This is a genomic window from Aquimarina macrocephali JAMB N27, assembly GCF_000520995.1.
Classification (GTDB): domain Bacteria; phylum Bacteroidota; class Bacteroidia; order Flavobacteriales; family Flavobacteriaceae; genus Aquimarina; species Aquimarina macrocephali.
In genome coordinates, this window is the sequence record NZ_JACA01000003.1 from 274,795 (window position 1) to 294,731 (window position 19,937).

The window sequence follows — 19,937 nt, forward strand, 5'->3', positions numbered from 1 at the left end:
TTTGTTACATCATTCATCATAAATTAGTCAAGTAGTTATTCATTTTTTCTGTAACCATTAATGTATTAGAGCGTCATATGGATAAATCAATCAAAACAAGTATTATGATAACTACAAAACATAGACCAGGGATTATATTTTTGTTACTACTATTATGCATTGCTATACCACTAACTTCTTTTTCACAAAGTCTCGAAGAAAAATTTGATACTCTTCTACAAGAAAGATATAAACCAGATGGACCAGGAGCTACTGTTTTGGTAGCCAAACAGGGAAAAATCATTTACCATAAAGCTTTTGGGCTTGCTAATATAGAACTCCAAGTTCCTATGAAACCCAATAACGTTTTCGAAATAGGTTCTATCACAAAACAGTTTACTTCTGTTGCTATCCTAATGCTTATGGAACAGGGTAAGCTTACCATCCAAGATGAAATTACCAAATTCATCCCAGACTATCCTACACATGGAAAAAAAATAACAATACATCACCTCTTAAATCATACTTCGGGGATTAAGAGCTATACCTCTATGAATTTATCAGAGATAGCTGCAAAAGATATGACTCCTACCGAGTTGATTAATTATTTTAAAAACGAACCTATGGATTTTGATCCTGGTGAGAAATGGCTATATAATAACTCTGGATATATTATCCTGGGTTTTATAATCGAAAAAATTTCGGGGCAATCTTATGAAGATTTTGTAGAGCAAAATATTTTTACTCCTTTAGCGATGAATAATTCATATTACGGCAGTAAAAGAGAGGTAATCAAAAACAGAGCTTCGGGATATCAAACTCGAGAAGGATATGTTAATTCTGCATACCTAAGCATGACATTACCCTATGCCGCTGGTTCATTGATGAGTACCGTAGAAGATCTACATAAATGGCAAAATGCAGTTAACACCAATGTCTTGGTTAAAGCAGAGACAATTAAAAAAGCATTTCAGAACACAACTCTAAACAACGGAAAACCTACTTATTATGGATATGGATGGAGTGTGAACGAGATCAAAGGAATACCCACAATTGAACATGGTGGAGGAATCTTTGGATATACATCTTATCAGATTTATATTCCCGAAGAAGATGTGCATGCAGCAATATTAACCAACTGCAACTGCAATAGTCCTACAGATATTACAATTCGTATTGCGGCAATAGCAATAGACAAACCATATGGTAAAGAGAAAATAGCAGATGTTTCTGCCTCAGCATTAAAAAAATTAACTGGTGTATATGAATTCGAAGATGGTGCGGTAAGAAGTATTAGCTTAAAGGATGGTCAATTATACAGTCAAAGAGATGCTGGTAAAAAGTTTAAAATTTTTCCTAAAACAGAAAACACATTTTTCTTTGAGGATAGTTTTTCTGAAATCTTGTTTAATACAGATGGTAAAAAACCAGAAGCTATTTTTAAAAACAGAGCTAAAGAATCTAAAGGTTTCAAAACAAACGCACCTATCCCTGCAGACAAAAAGGCAATTACTGTATCAGAAAACATACTTAGCCAATATGTAGGTGTTTACCAGATTAAAGAAGGATTTAACCTTGCAATATCTTTAGAAAACGGACAGCTAATTTCACAAGCAACGGGTCAAAAAAGCTTTAAAATATACCCAGAAAGCGAAACTGTATTTTTTGTAAAAGAATTCTCTGCTTCTCTGGAGTTTATAAAAGAAAATAATAAGGTTGTTAGAGCTGTCCTTGAACAAGGAGGCAAAAAAACTCCTGCCAAACGTATGGATTAGTTTTATATAAAGTTAGCATATCTTCTGTTACATTTTTCATAAAAACTGTTTTTTGAAGTATTGGTTTTAGTAATTTTAATACTTGTAACACAAATTATTATTTATGAAAAACCTATGGATTTTTATTATGGCTATTATCATTTCAAGCTGTGGCAACAATAAAAAGCAAGAAAATCAAACTACAGATGCTACAGATAACAAAACTGAAAAGATTCCAGTAGAACCAGGTGGTGGTATGGGGGATGGTGCTGTATCCATTATGGATCATCATATTAAAAACATTGAGAAAGCGCATAAAAAAGCTGACTTCCTAAAACATAAAGCAGTAAGCTTTAGCATTGCTATTTCCTTTGGCGGTAAATTACGTCTGGATGGTAAAATTACCATGTTAACCAATTCAACAAAAATTAGAATCGACAAAAAAGACGAGAGTAAATTGATCTATACTGGCGAAAAAGTTTTTTTGTATCCAGAAGATGCAAACGATAAAGGAGCTCGTTTCGATATCTTTACCTGGACTTATTTCTTCGGAATGCCATATAAGCTAAATGATCCTGGCAGCAAATTAGAGCTTGAAAATATGAGAGCTTTAAACGAAGTAGAATATCAAACAGCTAGGCTTACTTTTGAAAAAAATATTGGTGATTCACCCGATGATTGGTATATTATTTATACAGATCCCAAAGACCACACCTTACAAGCGACGGTCTATATTGTTACATTTGGAAGCAAAGGCGATATTACTAAGGCAGAAGATGATCCACATATTATACAATATCAGGATTTTAAAACTGTAGAAGGAATCCCATTTGCTACTAAGTGGAAGTTTTATGGTTGGACCGAAGAAAAAGGAATAACCAATGAATTGGGAGAAGCGATTATTACAGATATTACTTTTCTAGAAGACGAAGGTTCTATTTTTGAGACTCCCGATAATGCTAAAGAGATAAAGTTTTAATATAGCTTGAATATTAAAAATTCCTCCAGAACAAGTTCTGGAGGAATTTACTTTTATACTACTCTTTTATAAAAATGCAGTTTAATTTTTTGCTACATCATTAAGATGTGGCACATCTTGAGTACTTGATGATTTTGATGAACTACATTGTCCTATTCGAGTCCAACTACTAGAAGTTCTTTCATACAAATATCCTCTATATGTTACACGATCTCCTACCTGGTAATTTTGCGAACTAGACCAAGGAGCCACTCCATCACAAATATCATTTCCGCCACCACCAGGGTACATCGTTTTTATTCCAGCGATATCTCCGCTAGAAAGCCCATTCCTTTGTGCATTATATGTAGATCCATTTTTTTTCACAATAGTAGGTTGCCCATTTGCAGAAAAAGCATAAGAACCGTATAACATGATCGAATTAAAATCTAACGAATTAGTATACTCATCACCATCATATCCTTGTTGAGAATACGTCTTAAAATTGAAGTCTCTATTAGCTTGTATATTCTGAAAATTGATTGTGATATACTGATCTCTGTCTTTTCTGCTTTGCTCATGCCATAACCCAACAGCATGACCTATTTCATGAATTGTATTCCCTGTAGAGCATCCATTTGCCAGATTGATATTTTGTCTTCTTCCTGTGCGACCTACAGAAGATGAACAACCACCACCTGTTCTAAAATAGATATAAGCAGTCTGGTTTGTTCTTTTTACAAATTTAAGACTGGTATTTGCTTCCCAATGCGCAATCGCATTAGTTACCCTTGCTTGATTTGGTAAACTACTTTGTATTTCATAATACACTGTATTGTTTGGCCACCTACTCCCGGTACGCCCTGTACTTTTACCATTTTTTGATGATATCATATCATCAGGAATAACATGCATATCACCCCCCATAATAAATTCACCATTAATTTTTTCGACTTCAACAGATTGCCCATTGAGTTGAATAGTGACGACTTCTCCTTTTTGACCAGGATAAGCTTGTTCCTGTAAGAGTCTTTTTTCGACTGTTGTCTGGTTTTCTAATTGTTCGTGAGAATTGTCCTGATCATTCTCGCATGACGTGAAAGTTGTGCACGCAGCGAATGCTAAAGCACCTAGTAAGGTGCTCTTAAAAACTGTTTTCATAATTAATATTTTTAAGTTTGTGTTATAAGTTTAACTATGATTTTCTCGTTTTTATTGTTCTGTAATAAATAATAATTATAAGTAATTAAATCTACATAAAGAACTGATGTTTATCAACTTCCAAAACATCTTACATATAAAATGACAGGTTTTTTTTGTATCTTTAAAAGACACAAGTTTTGTTCTAAAATTTATTCTCATGACACCACTCTTCAAAAAATTACAATTACCGTTCTCACTAGATGAGATATTGATTCTTAATGAACCCGAAGGGTTTTGTGAAGACCTTGATTGCCTTAAAGGTGTAAATGTTAAAGAATCCTTGATTCAGGTATCAGAAGTTGATTTTGCCGTTATATTTGTTACCGAAAAGAAGCAAATAGAAAATCGTATAGAAACCGTATATCCAAAACTAGTAGGAGATGCAATACTTTGGTTTGCATACCCCAAAAAAAGTTCTAAAAAATATACTTCAGAAATTAATAGAGATTACGGTTGGGGAGTTCTTGGAGATTATAACCTCGAGGTCGTAAATCAAGTTTCTATTAATACCGATTGGAATGCTCTTCGTTTTAGAAAGATAAGTTTTATTAGAATGATGGGTGGCAACAAAAATCATGCACTAAGCAAAGCTGGAAAAGAGAAAACTACTGAGATTTAATGAGTTGGCATTTATATATTTTATCATTCATTTTTGGTATTGCAGGAGTTTTTCATCTAATCCGTCCTAAGGCATTCATGAGAATAATGCCATTGTATATTCCTTACCATAAGCTATTGGTATATTTAAGCGGTATTGCAGAAATTTTTGTAAGTCTTGGTCTGTTATTTACCCCAACCAGAACATTTTCTGCATGGAGTATAATTTTTATGCTTATTCTATTTTTCCCGGTTCATATACATATGCTTGTACATGAAAAAGCTAGTTTAAATTTTCCGAAATTTGTTTTAGTTACTAGATTATTACTCCAATTCGGTTTGATCTATTGGACATATCTTTACCTTTAATTTTTTTGTTCACTTCAAAATGTTATCTATACTTCATCAAAAAAACCCTTACATTACTGTAAGGGCGCTTTTAACATCAAACAAAATTAACTTATGAAAAAAACCTCTCTGCAAAGAGGCAGCTATTTTTTATATCTTATGATATGACTTGGTATGAATCTTCATCATAGTTTATAGAGTTCATGTCATAATTATCTTTCTTTAATAGTACTATAGCAATACCACAAAAAACAAGATGAGCAAATGCAAAAAGTAGGCAATCTGCATCAACTAAAAACAAAGTGAAAAAAGTAAATAGTATGATGACAGTGATTAAAGCTTTTCTGATGAAAATCCCTAAAATCAAGAACATTCCTATTACAAATTCCTCAAAAGGTACTAATGGAGCAAGGGTTTCTATAAATGCTATATTAAATACTGTAACATTACCAAAATATATATCTAGCCTTTCTAAAAACTCAGAATACCTAATTACATTATAAGTACCGCTCAACACCAGCAATACTCCAAATACCACTCTAGTGAGATGATATAAATAAATTCTAATTTTCATGATAGATTTGTGTGTAATTTTGAGCGGCAAATTTAAATCTTACCATGATTCTGATTCTTGTATAATTTTGTATATAACTTGTATAAAAATCGATGTAATCGATTAATTATCAACACAATCAAATGTATTTAACCAAAAATACTTGTGCAAAAGAATTCCTGTTTTATTGATTTTATTTTTGTAACTTTAAAATGTTAAAGAATTGTTTATGAACCGTTATACCTTGAATGAGACTTTTGTAGTACATCAATATGCTATTGATGAATGGGAAGCGGAACCTCATAATCATAATTATTTTGAAATAATTTTTATTGAAAAAGGAAATGGGTATCACACCATTAATGATATACGTTTTCCTTATAAAGAAAACAATATCTTTTTACTTGCACCAGAAGATACTCATCACTTCGAAATTGAAAAACGCACTAATTTTACTTATTTCAAGTTCACAGAACTTTTATTTTCTAGTAAAGTCAATCTTCCTGACAGGAAATATTGGCTACAACGTATTGAGCAATTATTACACCAACCCAATATTATACCAGGAGATGTAATTTCTCATGAAGAAGATCGAAGTATTATTTGGGATATTCATAATGTTGTCTTAGAAGAATTTAAAAATGAGAAAGTATATTATCAAGAAATCATTTCTAATGCGATAAGTACTATCCTAAGTATAATAGTTCGTAATATCTCTGAAAAATATAATTCACATCAAAAAAAGATGCTTGTTTCTCACAATAAAATAGATTCGATCTTGAGTCATATTAGACAACATGTTTATGACAATGATCTGACCAAGATTAATTTTTTGGCAAATAAATTTAATATGTCTCAGAGTTCAATTAGCACATATTTTAAGAGAAAAACGGGAGAATCTATACATCAGTACGTTACAAAGTACAAAATGAAATTGGTAGAGTATCGCTTACAACACACCGAATTTACTATTGCAGAAATTGCATATCAATTGGGATATACAGATGAGAGTCACCTCACCAAAACTTTTAAAAAGCATTTTTCGATGTCTCCCAAACAATACCGTAACGAGATTTCTATTAGTTAATAGTAGTATTATCCAAAAATTTCATTTAATATTTTGGCCAGTCGTATTCCTCCTTTTTGCAATTGAGAGCGTACTATAGGAAAATAATCATACATATATTTATAGCCAAGTTTTTCACCTACATTTGCTGATCCATAAACCTGTTGTGCAAGCTTTTGAGATTCGTGTATCCAGTCTACTACACCACCGTTTTGAATCGTTTTAACCTCATCATTAGATAAATTTGTCTTGTTTATAGATAACTCTGTATAACTCATCCCATAATAATCTATCATATCACTATCCCAAACTCTATGCAAATTAGATCCATCTCTAAACCAACGTACTTGGATATCATTTCCTCCTTTATCCTCTCCCCTTCCTACATGAAGTGGTTGATGTAAATCACCAACAAAATGCACTAGCATTTTAAGATGAAATATAATATCTTCTTTAGATGATTTTTCATCTTTTAATACCGATACACATGTATTTATTCCTTTTACCAAGTCACCATATTCACTAGGTTTTTCTTCTCCATATTTCTTATCAAATGGAAAATTAACATAATGCCAAGGGCTATAACTTCTATATTTTTCGTCACTTTTAATTTCATCAGCAAATGTTGAAATCAAGGCAAGACTCTGACCGTTAAGAAGTTTTGCTATATTACGCTTTGCTTTCTTAGTTAGATATGAATCTGCGATCTGACCTGTAGCTCTATGTCCCGTTTTTCCCCAATCATAATCTGCAGAAAATCCAGATAAAGAAATTATGAATAAAACAAGTAGCAATTTATATTGAAGTTTCATTTATATATATTTTGAAGCAAAGATAAAAAAGGGTATGTTAGTGATTCGTTAAAAATGATTAATTGCGCATAAATAATATTAAAAATAACAAATAGTAATTGTCTCAAATCAAAATATGCTTTCAGATTTGTCGTTTTAGCTGTTTATGTATGTAGTGTTTACTTATCAAACACAATTCAATTCATATTAAACATTTAGCCAATATCAATTTGATTATTATTCATTTTTTATTTGCTATACAAAAAAACCCTACGCTACTATGAAGAGTAAACTTTATTTATTTATGATCTTGATTTCTGCATTAAATTTTGCTCAAAAAAAAGAATTTAACTCTGCAGTGGTTAAAATCAATAGATATATAGAGGGTTCTCTGGTAACGCCTTATTCTGAAGATAATGTTCCTTTAGTTATTTTTATAATGGATGCAGGAGCGATTAATAGAGATGGCAATGATAGAATGTCTAAAAATGATACTTTTAAGCAGCTATCCTACGAACTTGCAAAAGAAGGTATTGCAACCTATCGTTATGACAAAAGGCTTTTTAAGATGGATGGTTTAGGGATTAAGGAACATGAAATTTCTTTAGATCACTATATTGAAGATGCGATATCAATAATAGATTATTTCAATAAAAACGAAAAATACAAAAAAGTCATTATTGCTGGTCATGGTCAAGGTTCTCTAGTTGGTATGATTGCTGCCAAAGGGAGAGCAGATGGTTTTATTTCTATTACAGGAAATGCCGTATCAATAGATCGGGTAATTATAGAACAAATTGCGAAGCAAGCTCCTGGTTTGGATAAAAGTGCTTCTGTTGCTTTTAAACAATTAAAAGAAAATGGTAGAGCTACCGATTATGATCCAGCACTAGAATCTATTTTTAGATATAATTTACAACCATTTATGAGTTCCTGGGTAAAATATAACCCTTCTGAGGAAATTTTAAAATTAGAAATGCCAGTTCTTATAATTTACGGTGATAAAGATATCCAGGTAGAATTGGTACAAGCAGAAAAATTTAAAGAGATTATACCACAAGCCGAATATCTATTTGTTATGGATATGAATCATATTTTAAAAGAAATTAAAGGAGGTCGACTAGAAAATCACAAATCATATAATGAACCCCATAGAAAAATAATGCCAGAAGTTCTGACCGGGATTACTAACTTTGTGAATCAATAGTTTATTTAAAAAATTATATAACCCTAATCCAAAACACCTAATGCCACATCGCATTATATTCTCTGATATTGATGGAACGCTGTTAAATTCTGAAAGAGAGCTTTCTGAACTTACGATTTCAGAAATTAGAAGAGTTAAGAACACTATACCTGTAGTTTTAATATCTTCCAGAATGCCAGATGCTATGAATCATTTGCAGGAAGAGTTAGATATAAAAGACCAACCTATGATATGTTATAATGGAGGGTTAATTTTGATAGATCAAAAACCTGTTCATTCTACTTTTATACCTCCTGATATTATAGAAGAATTAAATAATTTTAATAAAGATCAAAAATTTCATATAAGTTTATATCACAATAATGATTGGTTTGTTCCCGAGATGGATTTTTGGGCAAATCGAGAAGCAAGTAACACCAAAGTAAATCCGGTGGTAAAACCAACTCAACATGTGATACAAGAATGGAAAGCCGATAACAAAGGAGCCCATAAGATTATGTGTATGGGTGAAGAATCCTATATAGATCAAGCTTATGCTTTTTTAGAAGATAGTTTCAAAGACACTCTTCATTTATACCGTTCTAAACCAACATATATAGAGATTGCCCATAAAAGTATTTCAAAGTTAACAGCTATAGAAATTCTGCTTGACTCTTATTTTAAAATTCCAATTTCTGAAGCAGTTGCATTTGGAGATAATTATAATGATATTGCAATGCTCCAAGCAGTAGGAACTGGTGTAGCTGTAGCAAATGCAAAACCAGAAACGTTACAAGTAGCAAATGTTATTACGCTTTCAGGAAAAGAAAACGGAGTAGCAACGTATATTCAAAAAAACATTTTATAACTGTGCAAAGAACGATTCATACCATAAAAAACCTAGTATTTGCATTTGCTATATTTAATCTAGCTACTGGTTGCAAAACCACACAACAACCGGTTACATCTAAAAACGTATCTACTATACGCGCTTCTATTGATCTTGTTAATGTAACAGATGATAAAGTTAAGGTAGAAATCCAAATCGATAACTTAAGCCTGGATACAATAAGTTACTACTTACCAAAAATTGTACCTGGTACTTATCAAAATAACAACTTTGGAAAATATATTGATGATCTTAAAGCATTTGATCACGAGGGTAATTCTATTTATGTTCAAAAAGATGGTGACAATCGTTGGAAAATAACCAATGCCAAACAATTAGATAAAATTACATATTGGGTAAATGACACTTTTGATTCTGAAAGTTCTCACGATGTTTTCTCCCCAACAGGGTCTAATATTATAAAAGATAAAAATTACATTCTAAATCTATACGCGTTTGTAGGTTATTTTGGTGGGATGGAAGAAAATAAATACAAATTATTTATTAAACATCCTTCTTTTCTGGAAGCTTCGGCTTCTATCGAGGAAATACTTTTTGACAACGCAACAAATACTTCTAAAAACGATATCGATTACTTTTCATTTAAAAGATATGCCGATGTAGTAGATAATCCAATTATGTACTCTAGTCCGGATAAAGCAAGCTTTAAAGTCAATGACATAGAAGTACTTCTAAGTGTTTATTCTAAAAACAAAACTCACAAAGCAGCAAGAATAATGCCTCAGATGGAACGCATGATTAGAGCGCAAAAGGATTTTCTGGGTGATATTAATTCTACAAAAAAATATAGCATATTACTTTACCTTTCTTCTGCAAAATCGGATGACGCACATGGTTTTGGAGCCTTAGAGCATAATACCTCTACGGTAGTGGTATTGCCAGAATCACTATCTCATGAAAAACTTAATGAAGCACTTATCGATGTTGTTTCTCATGAGTTTTTTCATATTGTAACACCACTAACCATCCATTCTAAAGAAATTCACAATTTTGATTATAACAGTCCAAAAATGTCTGAGCATTTGTGGTTATACGAAGGTACTACAGAGTATTTCTCAATGCTATTTCAAATTACACAAGGACTTATCACTAAAGATGAATTTTTTGAACGAATCGTTGGTAAGATTGAAGCCTCTTCCTCGTTTGATGATTCTATAGCTTTTACAACTATGAGTAAAAACATTTTGGTTGATCCTTATCGTAATAGCTACAGAAATGTTTATGAAAAAGGAGCATTAATCTCTATGTGTCTGGATATTATAATGCGCGAAAAAAGTGACGGAGTTTATGGATTACTTGATCTTATCAAAAACTTATCGGTTCGATATGGTATTGATGTCCCTTTTGATGATAAAGAACTTATTAATGCAATAGAAGAAGATTCATATCCAGAGGTGAGTGCATTTTTACAAACACATGTTATGAACAACACTCCTATTGATTATGAATTTTACCTTAATAAAGCCGGAGTACTTTATGGAATAAAGAATGCGCCTTCTTCTTATTTTATTTTTAAACAAGACCCTTTTGTAACAGGTTCTGAAGCTACCAAAGAAGTTATTTTTACATCAGACATCCCATTTAATAGCTTTCTAAAAGAACTTGGAATTTTAGAAGGAGATGTTTTACTAAGTATTAACAAAAAAGAATATAATCTTAATAATATATATGATCTGTTTGGTGATTCTAATAAATGGAAAATAGGAGATGAAATTACATTTAGAATTAAGCGTAATAACGAGATTATGACGCTCAAATCCAATGTAACCAAGCCTACTATAGAGAAAATAATTTTAGAACAAGATCCAAAGATTTCAGAACAACAAAAGATGTTATTAAAAAAATGGATTAATGACTAGAAACTTCTATTTTAATATCATTTTTGGCTTCTTCAAATTAAATGTATTTTGCGAGGTATCTTTTTTAAAACTAAATAATTAATAATGGAGAACGTTCCTTTTTTTACAGATGACACAATAGTTTTTGGGATTTTAATGCTTTGTTTAGGGTTTGTTTTTTATACATCTTCTATTCGTAATAACTTCTGGAAAACCTTCTATAAATTTGTTCCTGCATTACTACTTTGTTATTTATTACCTGCAATATTCAACTCGTTAGGAATCATTTCTCCAGAATGGAAAGAACTAGATGCAGAAGGGGTATTAGTAAAGAAATCTTCTAATGTATACTATGTTGCCAGTAGATTTTTACTTCCTGCTTCTTTGGTATTAATGACATTAAGCATCGATCTCAAAAGTATTTTTAATTTAGGTCCAAAGGCGTTAATTATGTTTTTAACAGGAACTCTTGGTGTCATTATTGGTGGTCCTATTGCAATCCTACTTATTTCTCTTGTTTCACCAGAAACTGTTGGCGGAGCTGGATTTGATGCTATTTGGAGAGGTTTATCTACGTTAGCGGGTAGTTGGATTGGCGGAGGAGCAAATCAAGCTGCTATGCTAGAAATTTATCAATATAACCCCGAGAAATATGGGGGAATGGTATTGGTAGATATTGTTGTTGCCAATATATGGATGGCCATATTATTATTGGGTATTGGTAAGAGTGATAAAATCGATCGTTGGTTGAAAGCTGATAATAGCGCTATCGAAGCCTTAAAACAAAAAGTATCCAGTTATGCAGAAAGCATAACCCGAACCCCTTCTCTATCGGATTATATCATTATGCTTTCTATTGCATTCACCGTAGTAGGGATTGCACATTGGGGAGCAGCAGGGATTTCTAGTCTATTATCTGATAATTTTGAAATCTTTAACGATAAGAGTTCTGCCTTATCATCGTTTACTTCTAAGTTTTTCTGGATGATTACCATTGCTACTGCAATTGGAATTCTGTTATCATATACCAAAGTCAAGCAATATGAAGGAGCTGGAGCTAGTAAGTTAGGAAGTGTTTTTATCTATATTCTGGTAGCTACCATAGGGATGAAAATGGATATCGGTAAGATTTTTGAAAACCCGGGACTTATCGCCATCGGACTTGTTTGGATGGCCATACATGTTTTGCTTCTTATAGGAGTCGCAAAATTGATCAAAGCTCCCTACTTTTTTCTTGCCGTAGGCAGTAAAGCTAATATCGGAGGAGCAGCATCTGCACCAGTAGTTGCAGCAGCATTTCATCCTTCACTGGCAACAGTAGGTGTGCTTCTTGCCGTTTTTGGATATGTTGTAGGAACATATGGAGCCCTTTTATGTACTATTCTTATGCAAATAGCTTCTGGAAGCTAATAAAAAAAAGAGAGCACGTTTTTAACCATTAGATTCTATTTTTTTGTTTCATTTAAAATAAAACTCGCATCTTTGTGGCCCTACTAAAAAACAAAAATCAGTACATGAAGTATTTTTCTATTCTATTATTTTTAACTGTATTATTAACAAATTGCAGTTCACCTACTAAGAAAGGGAATGTAACAGTAATAGGTAACATCAAAGGATTAAAAAAAGGAAAAGTATACTTACAAAGAATACAGGATACTCTATTGGTGAATGTGGATTCTGTAAGTATTGATGGTAATTCTGAATTTGTACTTACATCTGAGGTTAAAGAACCTGAAATTCATTACCTATACCTTGACAAAAACGACGGAAAACAATATAATGATCGTATCGATTTTTTTGTAGAACCAGGAGAAATTACTATAACCACTAATTTACTTGATTTTGAAAATGATGTAAAAATAAAGGGTGGAAAAAATCAAGAGAAGTATACTGAATACAAAAAAATGCTTAAACGATTCAATGAAAGAAATCTTAGAATCATTAAAGAAGATTTTGAAGCCAGTAAGCAAAAAGATGACGAAAAACTCATTGAAAATGATAAAGCGTACAAAAATTTAATGCGCCAAAAATATCTATATACTATTAATTTTGCTGTAACAAATAGAAAGCTAGAAGTCGCTCCTTATATCACACTTAATGAAGTTTTTGATGCTAACATAAAATTTTTGGATACCGTTGCCAGATCTTTAAGTCCTAAAGTAAAAAAATCTTTATACGGAAAACAATTGATTAAGTATATTGATGATCGCAAAGCCAAAGAAGCAGAAGCAAAGGCTAACGCTAATATTGAAGAGTAACTACCTAACGTCTCATTGATTTTCAAAATATCTTAAAAGTGTCTTTTGATTCCTAAAACCATAAGTTTTCGGTACAAGAACTACTAAGCAAATTCTTGTCTAAATTCTATAAAAAATTTGAAATCATAAAAAAGAAAAGCGAACCGAAGTTCGCTAAATTTTATGGCCAACATTTTGCTGGACATGTATTAACACAACTAATCTCACTTGGGCCTGGACAACCTCCTGTTGCTCCTCCTTTAACTTGCGTTAACCCTAATTTAGAAATAGATTTTTTGTGAAGTTTTAATGACTTCAGATTCTTTTTTTTCATGATATATATGTAAAGGTTAATAATCTAACCAAATTAAGAAAATATCTATATGCAAAAGTTAAAAAATGATTAAGAAAAAGAGAAAAAAGACTTAAAACACAAAAATCCATAGTTAAAAAGACTGTCTAAATTTGAGAGGAGTTAAAGTTACTCTCTTTTTAAAAACTCTGTTAAAAGCAGCTTCAGATTGATAACCAACTTCGTTGGCTATCTCCCCTACCGGCTTATTGCTCTCTATCAAAAGTTCTTTTGCCTGTAACATTCTCCATTGTGTGATATAATTCAATGGGGTTTCTCCCATTAAGTCCCTAAATTGATTACTAAAGCTTGTTCGCGACATTCCTGCGATTCGTGCTAGTGAAACCAGTCTCCAATTCATTTCTGGAGCACTATGAATAGCCTTTAGCACCTTACCTATCCGTTCGTCTTGCATAGCTGCTACAAACCCTTTTTTAGCTTTGTTTCTCTGAATATAAGCCCTTAACGTATGAATAAATAAAACCTCTCCTAGTTTATCTACAATGACCTGGCTTCCTGGTTGTTCATTTCCAGCTTCATGAATTACAAGATTAACAATATTTTCTAACCATGAGAATTCTTTTTTCTCTGCATCAGGTATATGGATAATTTTAGGCATTTCTTTTATAAAAGGATGCTCTATACTTCTATCAAACTCAAAATGACCACATAGTAATGTTGTAGCTATATTATCTCCTTCGAATAAAGGCTTTCCTTTTAAAATAGCTCGTACTACATCCTGCCCGTTTTGTCGTTTACTTGTCTCTAAATCTGCCAACCAATGATTTGTCCCTAAAGGAAAAACAACAATATCACCCGCAAATAGTTGAATAGATTTATCTTTTGTTTTAAGTATACATTGACCCCGTGTTACAATATGAAACTGCGCGAAAGGCCCCTTAGGAATATCCATTCCCCATGGAGAAGAAAAATTTGATTTAAAATATACAGCACTCGATAATTTTACTTTTTTTAAAACATCACTAAATACATCCATAACACAATTTTGTACTATTGAGCAAATATAATTGTTTTTTAAGCACTAAAAACACAAATTATGATTCTATTTTTGTACTAATTATTAATCTACAAAATTATTTTCAATGAAAAAAATGATCTTAACTCTAGTAATTGCTATACTTGGAACAAGTCTGGGAGTAGCTCAAAAAGTAAACGTGAACAAAAATAATGTTGCTAATAATGGATATGATGTGGTCAATTATTTCACAACCAATACAGCAATGAGAGGAAGTATCGAGTTTTCTACTACATACAATGAAGCTACTTATTATTTTGCAAATGCAGAACATCTAAAAGCTTTCAAAGCTAACCCATCACAGTATCTTCCTCAATTTGATGGTTATTGCGCATTTGCTGTAGCGAAAATGAATAAGAAGGTACCTGTTGACCCTAATACATTTAGAGTCGATAATGGAAAACTATACCTCTTCTACAATGATTACTGGGAGGGCAAACCTTTTAATACAATTATACCATGGATTGGGAATGAATCTGAAATGGAAAAATTGGCAAACACGAACTGGAAGTCTCTTAAGAACAAATAATTATGATTTCATAAGATGAGTTCGATCCATTGGTATAAATGCCTTATCGCAAAATGTTAATTGAGGTATTACCGTATATCATCGATATGTATTTTCCTTAATTTAGTGATGAAACTTAAAACTTAAACATCATGTTAAAAACCATCTTAAATTTAAAAGGAACAAAAAGTCTTAAAAAAAGTGAACAAAAAGGAATAAACGGTGGTCGTATTCCGGTGCTTCGAAAATGTTGTAATCCTGCATTACGATGCTGTACTACTTCTCATGTAGCATTAAACAATCCTAGTTGTGGCGCTACTTATATCCCAGGATGCTCATATCATCCATCAAATGGTTGCTGTATCTAGATTTTTTTAAACAGAATAATTCATTCTGTTTTAAGACATTTTGAATTCATTCTCTATTTAGAAAAAGAAAAGTCCTAAACATAAGTTTAGGACTTTTTTTTAAGAGCCGATAGAGGGACTCGAACCCACGACCTGCTGATTACAAATCAGCTGCTCTAGCCAGCTGAGCTATATCGGCAAAAACGGTTGCAAATATAATTTCTACAACCGTTTTTACAAATATTTTTTAAAGAAAATTACAATGCATTTACTTTTTCAACTAAAGCCTTAGCTGTTTTTTCTAAATCCTCACGAAGAGATTTGAAATGTTTTTTAGGGTTTTCAAGTTTTCGTTCATTAGCCCTAGCCATAAATCCATCAAAAGATGTAATTGCTTCATCAATGATTGCTTCTCCAGATTTACCATCTTTACCAGGATTTTCTAATTCCCACATATAAACTTCTTCTATAATATCTCCTAAAACGTAATTTATATCTTTTTTAAGGTCTCTCTTATTTGCCATATCTAATTTGTTTTGTGCAAAATTAGTGTTTTCAATTCAATAATGAGTATGTAAAAGGCGAACTCCTTCTCAAATTTTTATTTTCAGAAAGAGTTAGTTACTCATTTACCATTTCTTTTATTTTTTCTATTACTTTATCTAAATGTTCTGAAGCTTTCATACTATTAAATTTTAGTTGTATGATTCCTTTTTCATCTATCACATAGGTTTCTCTTCCTGGCAGTAATCCCAATAATTCTGATTTCACGCCAAAAAGTTTTCTTAATTCACCTTTAGGATCAGACAAGAACATAAAGGGAAGTGCATATTTACTTTTAAATCTCGCGTGTGATTTTATACTATCGGCACTTATACCTATCACTTCTACGCCTAGGGTTACAAAATCAACATAATTATCTCTAAAGCTGCAGGCTTCTTTTGTACAACCAGGAGTAAAGTTTTTAGGGTAAAAATAAAGTATCAGATTTTTTTTTCCGATAATATCAGAACTTAAAAATTGTTCTCCTTTATCATTCGTAGCGATAAACTCAGGAACCTTATCACCTACTTGCAACCCCATATTCTATTCTCCTTTATAGATTACAAAATTGCGAGGGGTTTCATATAGTGTAACTTCAATATCGTATTGTGAAGCTATCTTTTTACGCAATCTGTTCCATATTACAAAGGCTATATTTTCTACAGTAGGATTTAAACTCTCAAACTCTTCAACCTCTTCATTAAGATTTTTATGATCCATATAGTCTTCGACTTCGGTTTTAATGTACTCTTTTAAAATCTTAAGATCCATCAAAAACCCTGTTTCTGGGTCTGTCTCTCCTATTACTGCCACGATAAGTTCATAGTTATGGCCGTGATATTTTGGATTGCTACACTTGCCAAATATTTGAAGGTTTTTTTCATCACTCCAATCCTTTCTATACAATCGATGTGCTGCATTAAAATGAGCTTTTCTACAGGCTTTAATCCTCATAAGGTTATGTGTGAATAAAATTTTTCAAAAATGATTTTAAACCATTCTGTGTATTGTTCGGGATGCTCTAATATATCGTGTTTAACAGCTTCTATAGACATCCATTTCCAATCGACTACTTCTTCAGTATTAATGACAGGATCTTCTTCATATTCTCCTAATAATACATGATCGTACTCATGTTCTGTAAGTCCATTATCAAAAGGAGCTTTATATATAAACGAGACAGAATCTTTTAATGAGGTGGTAAATCCCATTTCTTCTTGTAATCTTCGTATTCCTGCTTCTACGTTAGTTTCTCCTTCTCTTTGGTGACTACAACATGTATTAGTCCATAAACCAGGTGAATGATATTTATGGTGCGCCCTTTGCTGAAGCATTAATTCGTTTTTACCATTAATAATAAATACCGAAAAGGCTCTATGTAATACAGCTTTTTGATGTGCTTCTAGTTTAGGCATCAACCCGATTTGCTCATCATTTTCATTAACCAGGATAACTTTTTCTTCTTCTTTCATTGCTTTTAGTTGCTCCAAAATTACAAAATCATAAGAGTAATTCATAATCCATCCAGTTTATAGATGTTAATTTAGCTGTATCTGTTCTTAGTGAAAACTTTACTATAAAATTTTTAAATAGTAAAGCAAAAAATCTGCCATATCTCAGAATTGGCTTTAATATTTATTTTAAACTTATTATCCTGTAGTTTTTCAAAAACAGAATTTCTTCAATAAAAAACGCCTCAACAGTATGAGGCGTTTTTTATATATGTATAGAATTTATCGCTATAAAAATTATTTAATGATGATAAATTCGCTTCGTCTATTTAATTGGTGTTTATCTTTTTTACAATTCGATTCATTACCACAGTCATTAACCAATTGTGTTTCTCCATATCCTTTTCCTGTTAATCGATCTGCAGATATGCCATTATTGATCATATAATTTACTGTAGCTTCAGCTCTTTTTTCAGATAAATACAAGTTATACTGATCTTCTCCATGACTATCAGTATGTGATCTAATTTCTAGTTTCATATCAGCATATTGATTCATCACTTCAATCACTTTTGCTAGTTCTACTTTTGCATCAGAACGTATTGTATATCCATTAAAATCAAAGTAAATTGGCTTAAGCGATAATATCTTTGTTAAGTCGTCTCCTACATCTGCAGATTTAATTTTCTTTTCTAATGCAAGTGGAGTATCTATCGTTTGAGATTTATCGGATGTATTCACGAGCTTCTCCAGAGTGCTATACTCTTCTTTCTCTGCTCTTACAAAGTAACTGGTTTCACATTCTACTAATTGTGAATAGGTAGCCTCATCACCCATAACAAAACTTTGTATTAGGTTATTATTGCTATCATATATAGATACTTTGGTTCCTGGCAGTAATTCGTTAGTATCCTTATCAGTAACCAATCCTGCAATTGTAGTTTCACAGAAATCTTTTAAATCTTCTAGCTCTACGAAGCTATAAATATCATCACTTCCTTTTCCTCCTTCACGATTAGATGAAAAGTATCCTTTCTTGGTGTTTTCATCAATTATAAACGCAAAATCATCTTTAGGCCCATTAATTGGTCTACCAACGTTAACTACTAATTTTTCTTTGTCTGTTTGCGGATTAATCTTTGTTACGTATACATCTAATCCTCCTAAACCTACATGTCCATTAGACGAAAAATATAATTCGTTGTCTGCTCCTATAAATGGGAATGTTTCTTTTCCTTCTGTATTAATTCTATCTCCTAAATTTTTTGGCTCTCCAAAACTACCATCTCCATTAATAGCTACTTCATACAAATCAGAAAGTCCTTTTCCCCCAGGCATATCTGATGAAAAATATAGTGTTTTTTCATCACTACTCAATGTAGGATGTGCTACAGAATATTCATCACTATTAAATGGTAAATTTTGCGGTGTTGTCCATCCCCCTTCAGGATTTTTATAGGAACGATATATTTTCAACTTATTTGTTCCTCTTTGATCACGACCTAGTTTTCCTTCTTCAAAATTATTTCTTGTAAAGTAGATAGTTCGTGTATCTTTTGTAAAAACAGGTGTTGACTCGTGAAATTTGGAATTTATTTTTCGATCAAACCTTCTTATTTTCGAAAAGTTATTATTTACAGAATCATATTTTGCTTCAAAAAGATTTAGGAAAGCCTCTCCATTCCATTGATGAATAGCCTTTTTAAATGTTAGTGTATCTCTAGAAGAGCTAAACACTATACTTTTTCCATAAAAAGCGGTTCCAAACTCAACAAAAGAAGAATTCACTGATGCATTTTCTATCTCAAATCTACCTGATTGAAAATCGATACGTTTTAGATAATCAGATCCGTCTAAAAATAACTTTGCACGTTGGTCATTTCCATTAGCTGCTGCAAATTTTTGCATGTACGTATCAGAATCCTGATACCTTTCTACTGTTTTTAGAGTCTGCGCATATCTAAAGTAGTACTCGGGCTCAACTTGATCAGGATAAGAATTCATTAATTCTTCATACCATTTTAGTGCCTCTTCAAACTGGCTATTAAAATAATAACTATCTCCCAGATTCATAAAAAGATCCGCACTTTTATATCCTTTTCTAGCTACTTTAAGATACGTTTCCTGTGCATCAATGTATTGATACTTATCGTATTGCTCTTTGGCTTTTTTGAGTTTTTTTTCTTGAGATAAAAGAGTATTGTTCCCGAAAAACAACAACATAAAAATCAATAATGATTTAAGTAAATATTTCCCCATTTTTTTACTATTACTTTTTAA

At 31.9% G+C, this 19,937-nt stretch carries 21 protein-coding genes and 1 tRNA gene; 12 read left to right on the top strand and 10 right to left on the bottom strand.

Annotation, left to right across the window (positions count from 1 at the left end; genetic code table 11):
• The first annotated feature begins 104 nt into the window (after nt 1–104).
• Nucleotides 105–1,754: a serine hydrolase gene (locus Z054_RS0104270; RefSeq protein ID WP_035090628.1), complete on the top strand. Its 1,650-nt coding sequence runs from the start codon at nt 105–107 to the stop codon at nt 1,752–1,754.
• A gap of 103 nt (nt 1,755–1,857) precedes the next feature.
• Entirely contained in the window at nt 1,858–2,712 is an 855-nt protein-coding gene (locus tag Z054_RS0104275; RefSeq protein ID WP_024768856.1) for a DUF6503 family protein, read from the top strand.
• A gap of 81 nt (nt 2,713–2,793) precedes the next feature.
• Here the strand turns inward: Z054_RS0104275 and Z054_RS0104280 are convergent, their stop codons facing one another.
• The gene (locus Z054_RS0104280; protein ID WP_024768857.1) at nt 2,794–3,852 is read right to left on the bottom strand and encodes a M12 family metallopeptidase; all 1,059 of its coding nucleotides are present in this window, start codon (nt 3,850–3,852) and stop codon (nt 2,794–2,796) included.
• A gap of 199 nt (nt 3,853–4,051) precedes the next feature.
• Here Z054_RS0104280 and Z054_RS0104285 point away from each other — a divergent pair, with 199 nt between their 5' ends.
• Nucleotides 4,052–4,513 (top strand): hypothetical protein, encoded by a 462-nt coding sequence (locus Z054_RS0104285; RefSeq protein ID WP_024768858.1) that lies wholly within the window; start codon nt 4,052–4,054, stop codon nt 4,511–4,513.
• On the top strand, nt 4,513–4,860 hold the full coding sequence (locus Z054_RS0104290) for a DoxX family protein (RefSeq protein WP_024768859.1): 348 nt from the start codon (nt 4,513–4,515) through the stop codon (nt 4,858–4,860). Before Z054_RS0104285 ends, Z054_RS0104290 begins: the two co-directional genes overlap by 1 nt.
• A 136-nt stretch (nt 4,861–4,996) precedes the next feature.
• On the opposite strand, the gene Z054_RS0104295 is transcribed toward Z054_RS0104290, so the two are convergent.
• Nucleotides 4,997–5,413 (bottom strand): MauE/DoxX family redox-associated membrane protein, encoded by a 417-nt coding sequence (locus Z054_RS0104295; protein WP_024768860.1) that lies wholly within the window; start codon nt 5,411–5,413, stop codon nt 4,997–4,999.
• A gap of 208 nt (nt 5,414–5,621) precedes the next feature.
• Here Z054_RS0104295 and Z054_RS0104300 point away from each other — a divergent pair, with 208 nt between their 5' ends.
• On the top strand, nt 5,622–6,479 hold the full coding sequence (locus tag Z054_RS0104300; protein WP_024768861.1) for a helix-turn-helix domain-containing protein: 858 nt from the start codon (nt 5,622–5,624) through the stop codon (nt 6,477–6,479).
• 8 nt (nt 6,480–6,487) lie between these two features.
• On the opposite strand, the gene Z054_RS0104305 is transcribed toward Z054_RS0104300, so the two are convergent.
• Nucleotides 6,488–7,270 carry a S1/P1 nuclease gene (locus Z054_RS0104305; protein WP_024768862.1) on the bottom strand — a complete coding sequence of 261 codons (783 nt, stop codon included), beginning with the start codon at nt 7,268–7,270 and terminating at the stop codon, nt 6,488–6,490.
• A gap of 259 nt (nt 7,271–7,529) precedes the next feature.
• On the opposite strand from Z054_RS0104305, the gene Z054_RS0104310 reads away from it, so the two are divergent.
• From Z054_RS0104310 to Z054_RS0104330, 5 genes are all read left to right on the top strand, one after another.
• Entirely contained in the window at nt 7,530–8,456 is a 927-nt protein-coding gene (locus Z054_RS0104310; protein WP_024768863.1) for an alpha/beta hydrolase, read from the top strand.
• Between the two features lie 40 nt (nt 8,457–8,496).
• Nucleotides 8,497–9,303 carry a Cof-type HAD-IIB family hydrolase gene (locus tag Z054_RS0104315; RefSeq protein ID WP_024768864.1) on the top strand — a complete coding sequence of 269 codons (807 nt, stop codon included), beginning with the start codon at nt 8,497–8,499 and terminating at the stop codon, nt 9,301–9,303.
• 2 nt (nt 9,304–9,305) lie between these two features.
• A complete protein-coding gene (locus tag Z054_RS0104320) occupies nt 9,306–11,204 on the top strand; it encodes a M61 family metallopeptidase (protein WP_152538464.1) in 1,899 nt (632 codons plus the stop codon).
• 84 nt (nt 11,205–11,288) lie between these two features.
• Nucleotides 11,289–12,593, top strand: coding sequence for a DUF819 family protein (locus Z054_RS0104325; protein WP_024768866.1), 1,305 nt, complete (start codon nt 11,289–11,291; stop codon nt 12,591–12,593).
• Between the two features lie 104 nt (nt 12,594–12,697).
• Nucleotides 12,698–13,441, top strand: a complete 744-nt coding sequence (locus tag Z054_RS0104330; RefSeq protein WP_024768867.1) for a DUF4369 domain-containing protein — start codon at nt 12,698–12,700, stop codon at nt 13,439–13,441.
• Between the two features lie 425 nt (nt 13,442–13,866).
• On the opposite strand, the gene Z054_RS29900 is transcribed toward Z054_RS0104330, so the two are convergent.
• Nucleotides 13,867–14,769, bottom strand: coding sequence for an AraC family transcriptional regulator (locus Z054_RS29900; RefSeq protein WP_024768868.1), 903 nt, complete (start codon nt 14,767–14,769; stop codon nt 13,867–13,869).
• A 106-nt stretch (nt 14,770–14,875) separates the two neighbouring features.
• Here Z054_RS29900 and Z054_RS0104345 point away from each other — a divergent pair, with 106 nt between their 5' ends.
• Both Z054_RS0104345 and Z054_RS0104350 read left to right on the top strand, forming a co-directional pair.
• Nucleotides 14,876–15,337, top strand: a complete 462-nt coding sequence (locus Z054_RS0104345; protein ID WP_024768869.1) for a YHS domain-containing (seleno)protein — start codon at nt 14,876–14,878, stop codon at nt 15,335–15,337.
• Between the two features lie 131 nt (nt 15,338–15,468).
• The gene (locus Z054_RS0104350; protein WP_024768870.1) at nt 15,469–15,684 is read left to right on the top strand and encodes a hypothetical protein; all 216 of its coding nucleotides are present in this window, start codon (nt 15,469–15,471) and stop codon (nt 15,682–15,684) included.
• Nucleotides 15,685–15,788: 104 nt separating this feature from the next.
• Here the strand turns inward: Z054_RS0104350 and Z054_RS0104355 are convergent.
• The 6 genes from Z054_RS0104355 to Z054_RS0104380 form a co-directional block, all read right to left on the bottom strand.
• A tRNA-Thr gene (locus tag Z054_RS0104355) sits at nt 15,789–15,862 on the bottom strand.
• 58 nt (nt 15,863–15,920) lie between these two features.
• A complete protein-coding gene (locus tag Z054_RS0104360) occupies nt 15,921–16,187 on the bottom strand; it encodes a hypothetical protein (protein WP_024768871.1) in 267 nt (88 codons plus the stop codon).
• Nucleotides 16,188–16,284: 97 nt separating this feature from the next.
• Nucleotides 16,285–16,746, bottom strand: a complete 462-nt coding sequence (locus tag Z054_RS0104365) for a peroxiredoxin (protein WP_024768872.1) — start codon at nt 16,744–16,746, stop codon at nt 16,285–16,287.
• Between the two features lie 3 nt (nt 16,747–16,749).
• On the bottom strand, nt 16,750–17,160 hold the full coding sequence (locus tag Z054_RS0104370) for a 6-pyruvoyl trahydropterin synthase family protein (protein WP_024768873.1): 411 nt from the start codon (nt 17,158–17,160) through the stop codon (nt 16,750–16,752).
• On the bottom strand, nt 17,157–17,723 hold the full coding sequence (idi, locus tag Z054_RS0104375) for an isopentenyl-diphosphate Delta-isomerase (RefSeq protein ID WP_241461386.1): 567 nt from the start codon (nt 17,721–17,723) through the stop codon (nt 17,157–17,159). Before idi ends, Z054_RS0104370 begins: the two co-directional genes overlap by 4 nt.
• A gap of 231 nt (nt 17,724–17,954) precedes the next feature.
• Nucleotides 17,955–19,916 (bottom strand): OmpA family protein, encoded by a 1,962-nt coding sequence (locus tag Z054_RS0104380; RefSeq protein WP_024768875.1) that lies wholly within the window; start codon nt 19,914–19,916, stop codon nt 17,955–17,957.
• Between the last annotated feature and the right edge of the window lie 21 nt (nt 19,917–19,937).

Excerpts from the sequence above, each read along its gene's own strand:
- Z054_RS0104325 (WP_024768866.1), top strand. The coding sequence starts at position 11,289 with ATGGAGAACGTTCCTTTTTTTACAGATGACACAATAGTTTTTGGGATT.
- Z054_RS0104275 (WP_024768856.1), top strand. The coding sequence starts at position 1,858 with ATGAAAAACCTATGGATTTTTATTATGGCTATTATCATTTCAAGCTGT.
- Z054_RS0104345 (WP_024768869.1), top strand. The coding sequence starts at position 14,876 with ATGAAAAAAATGATCTTAACTCTAGTAATTGCTATACTTGGAACAAGT.
- Z054_RS0104285 (WP_024768858.1), top strand. The coding sequence starts at position 4,052 with ATGACACCACTCTTCAAAAAATTACAATTACCGTTCTCACTAGATGAG.
- Z054_RS0104290 (WP_024768859.1), top strand. The coding sequence starts at position 4,513 with ATGAGTTGGCATTTATATATTTTATCATTCATTTTTGGTATTGCAGGA.
- Z054_RS29900 (WP_024768868.1), bottom strand. The coding sequence starts at position 14,769 with ATGGATGTATTTAGTGATGTTTTAAAAAAAGTAAAATTATCGAGTGCT.
- Z054_RS0104360 (WP_024768871.1), bottom strand. The coding sequence starts at position 16,187 with ATGGCAAATAAGAGAGACCTTAAAAAAGATATAAATTACGTTTTAGGA.
- Z054_RS0104365 (WP_024768872.1), bottom strand. The coding sequence starts at position 16,746 with ATGGGGTTGCAAGTAGGTGATAAGGTTCCTGAGTTTATCGCTACGAAT.
- Z054_RS0104305 (WP_024768862.1), bottom strand. The coding sequence starts at position 7,270 with ATGAAACTTCAATATAAATTGCTACTTGTTTTATTCATAATTTCTTTA.
- Z054_RS0104295 (WP_024768860.1), bottom strand. The coding sequence starts at position 5,413 with ATGAAAATTAGAATTTATTTATATCATCTCACTAGAGTGGTATTTGGA.
- idi (WP_241461386.1), bottom strand. The coding sequence starts at position 17,723 with ATGAATTACTCTTATGATTTTGTAATTTTGGAGCAACTAAAAGCAATG.
- Z054_RS0104380 (WP_024768875.1), bottom strand. The coding sequence starts at position 19,916 with ATGGGGAAATATTTACTTAAATCATTATTGATTTTTATGTTGTTGTTT.
- Z054_RS0104315 (WP_024768864.1), top strand. The coding sequence starts at position 8,497 with ATGCCACATCGCATTATATTCTCTGATATTGATGGAACGCTGTTAAAT.
- Z054_RS0104370 (WP_024768873.1), bottom strand. The coding sequence starts at position 17,160 with ATGAGGATTAAAGCCTGTAGAAAAGCTCATTTTAATGCAGCACATCGA.
- Z054_RS0104270 (WP_035090628.1), top strand. The coding sequence starts at position 105 with ATGATAACTACAAAACATAGACCAGGGATTATATTTTTGTTACTACTA.
- Z054_RS0104300 (WP_024768861.1), top strand. The coding sequence starts at position 5,622 with ATGAACCGTTATACCTTGAATGAGACTTTTGTAGTACATCAATATGCT.
- Z054_RS0104330 (WP_024768867.1), top strand. The coding sequence starts at position 12,698 with ATGAAGTATTTTTCTATTCTATTATTTTTAACTGTATTATTAACAAAT.
- Z054_RS0104280 (WP_024768857.1), bottom strand. The coding sequence starts at position 3,852 with ATGAAAACAGTTTTTAAGAGCACCTTACTAGGTGCTTTAGCATTCGCT.
- Z054_RS0104310 (WP_024768863.1), top strand. The coding sequence starts at position 7,530 with ATGAAGAGTAAACTTTATTTATTTATGATCTTGATTTCTGCATTAAAT.
- Z054_RS0104350 (WP_024768870.1), top strand. The coding sequence starts at position 15,469 with ATGTTAAAAACCATCTTAAATTTAAAAGGAACAAAAAGTCTTAAAAAA.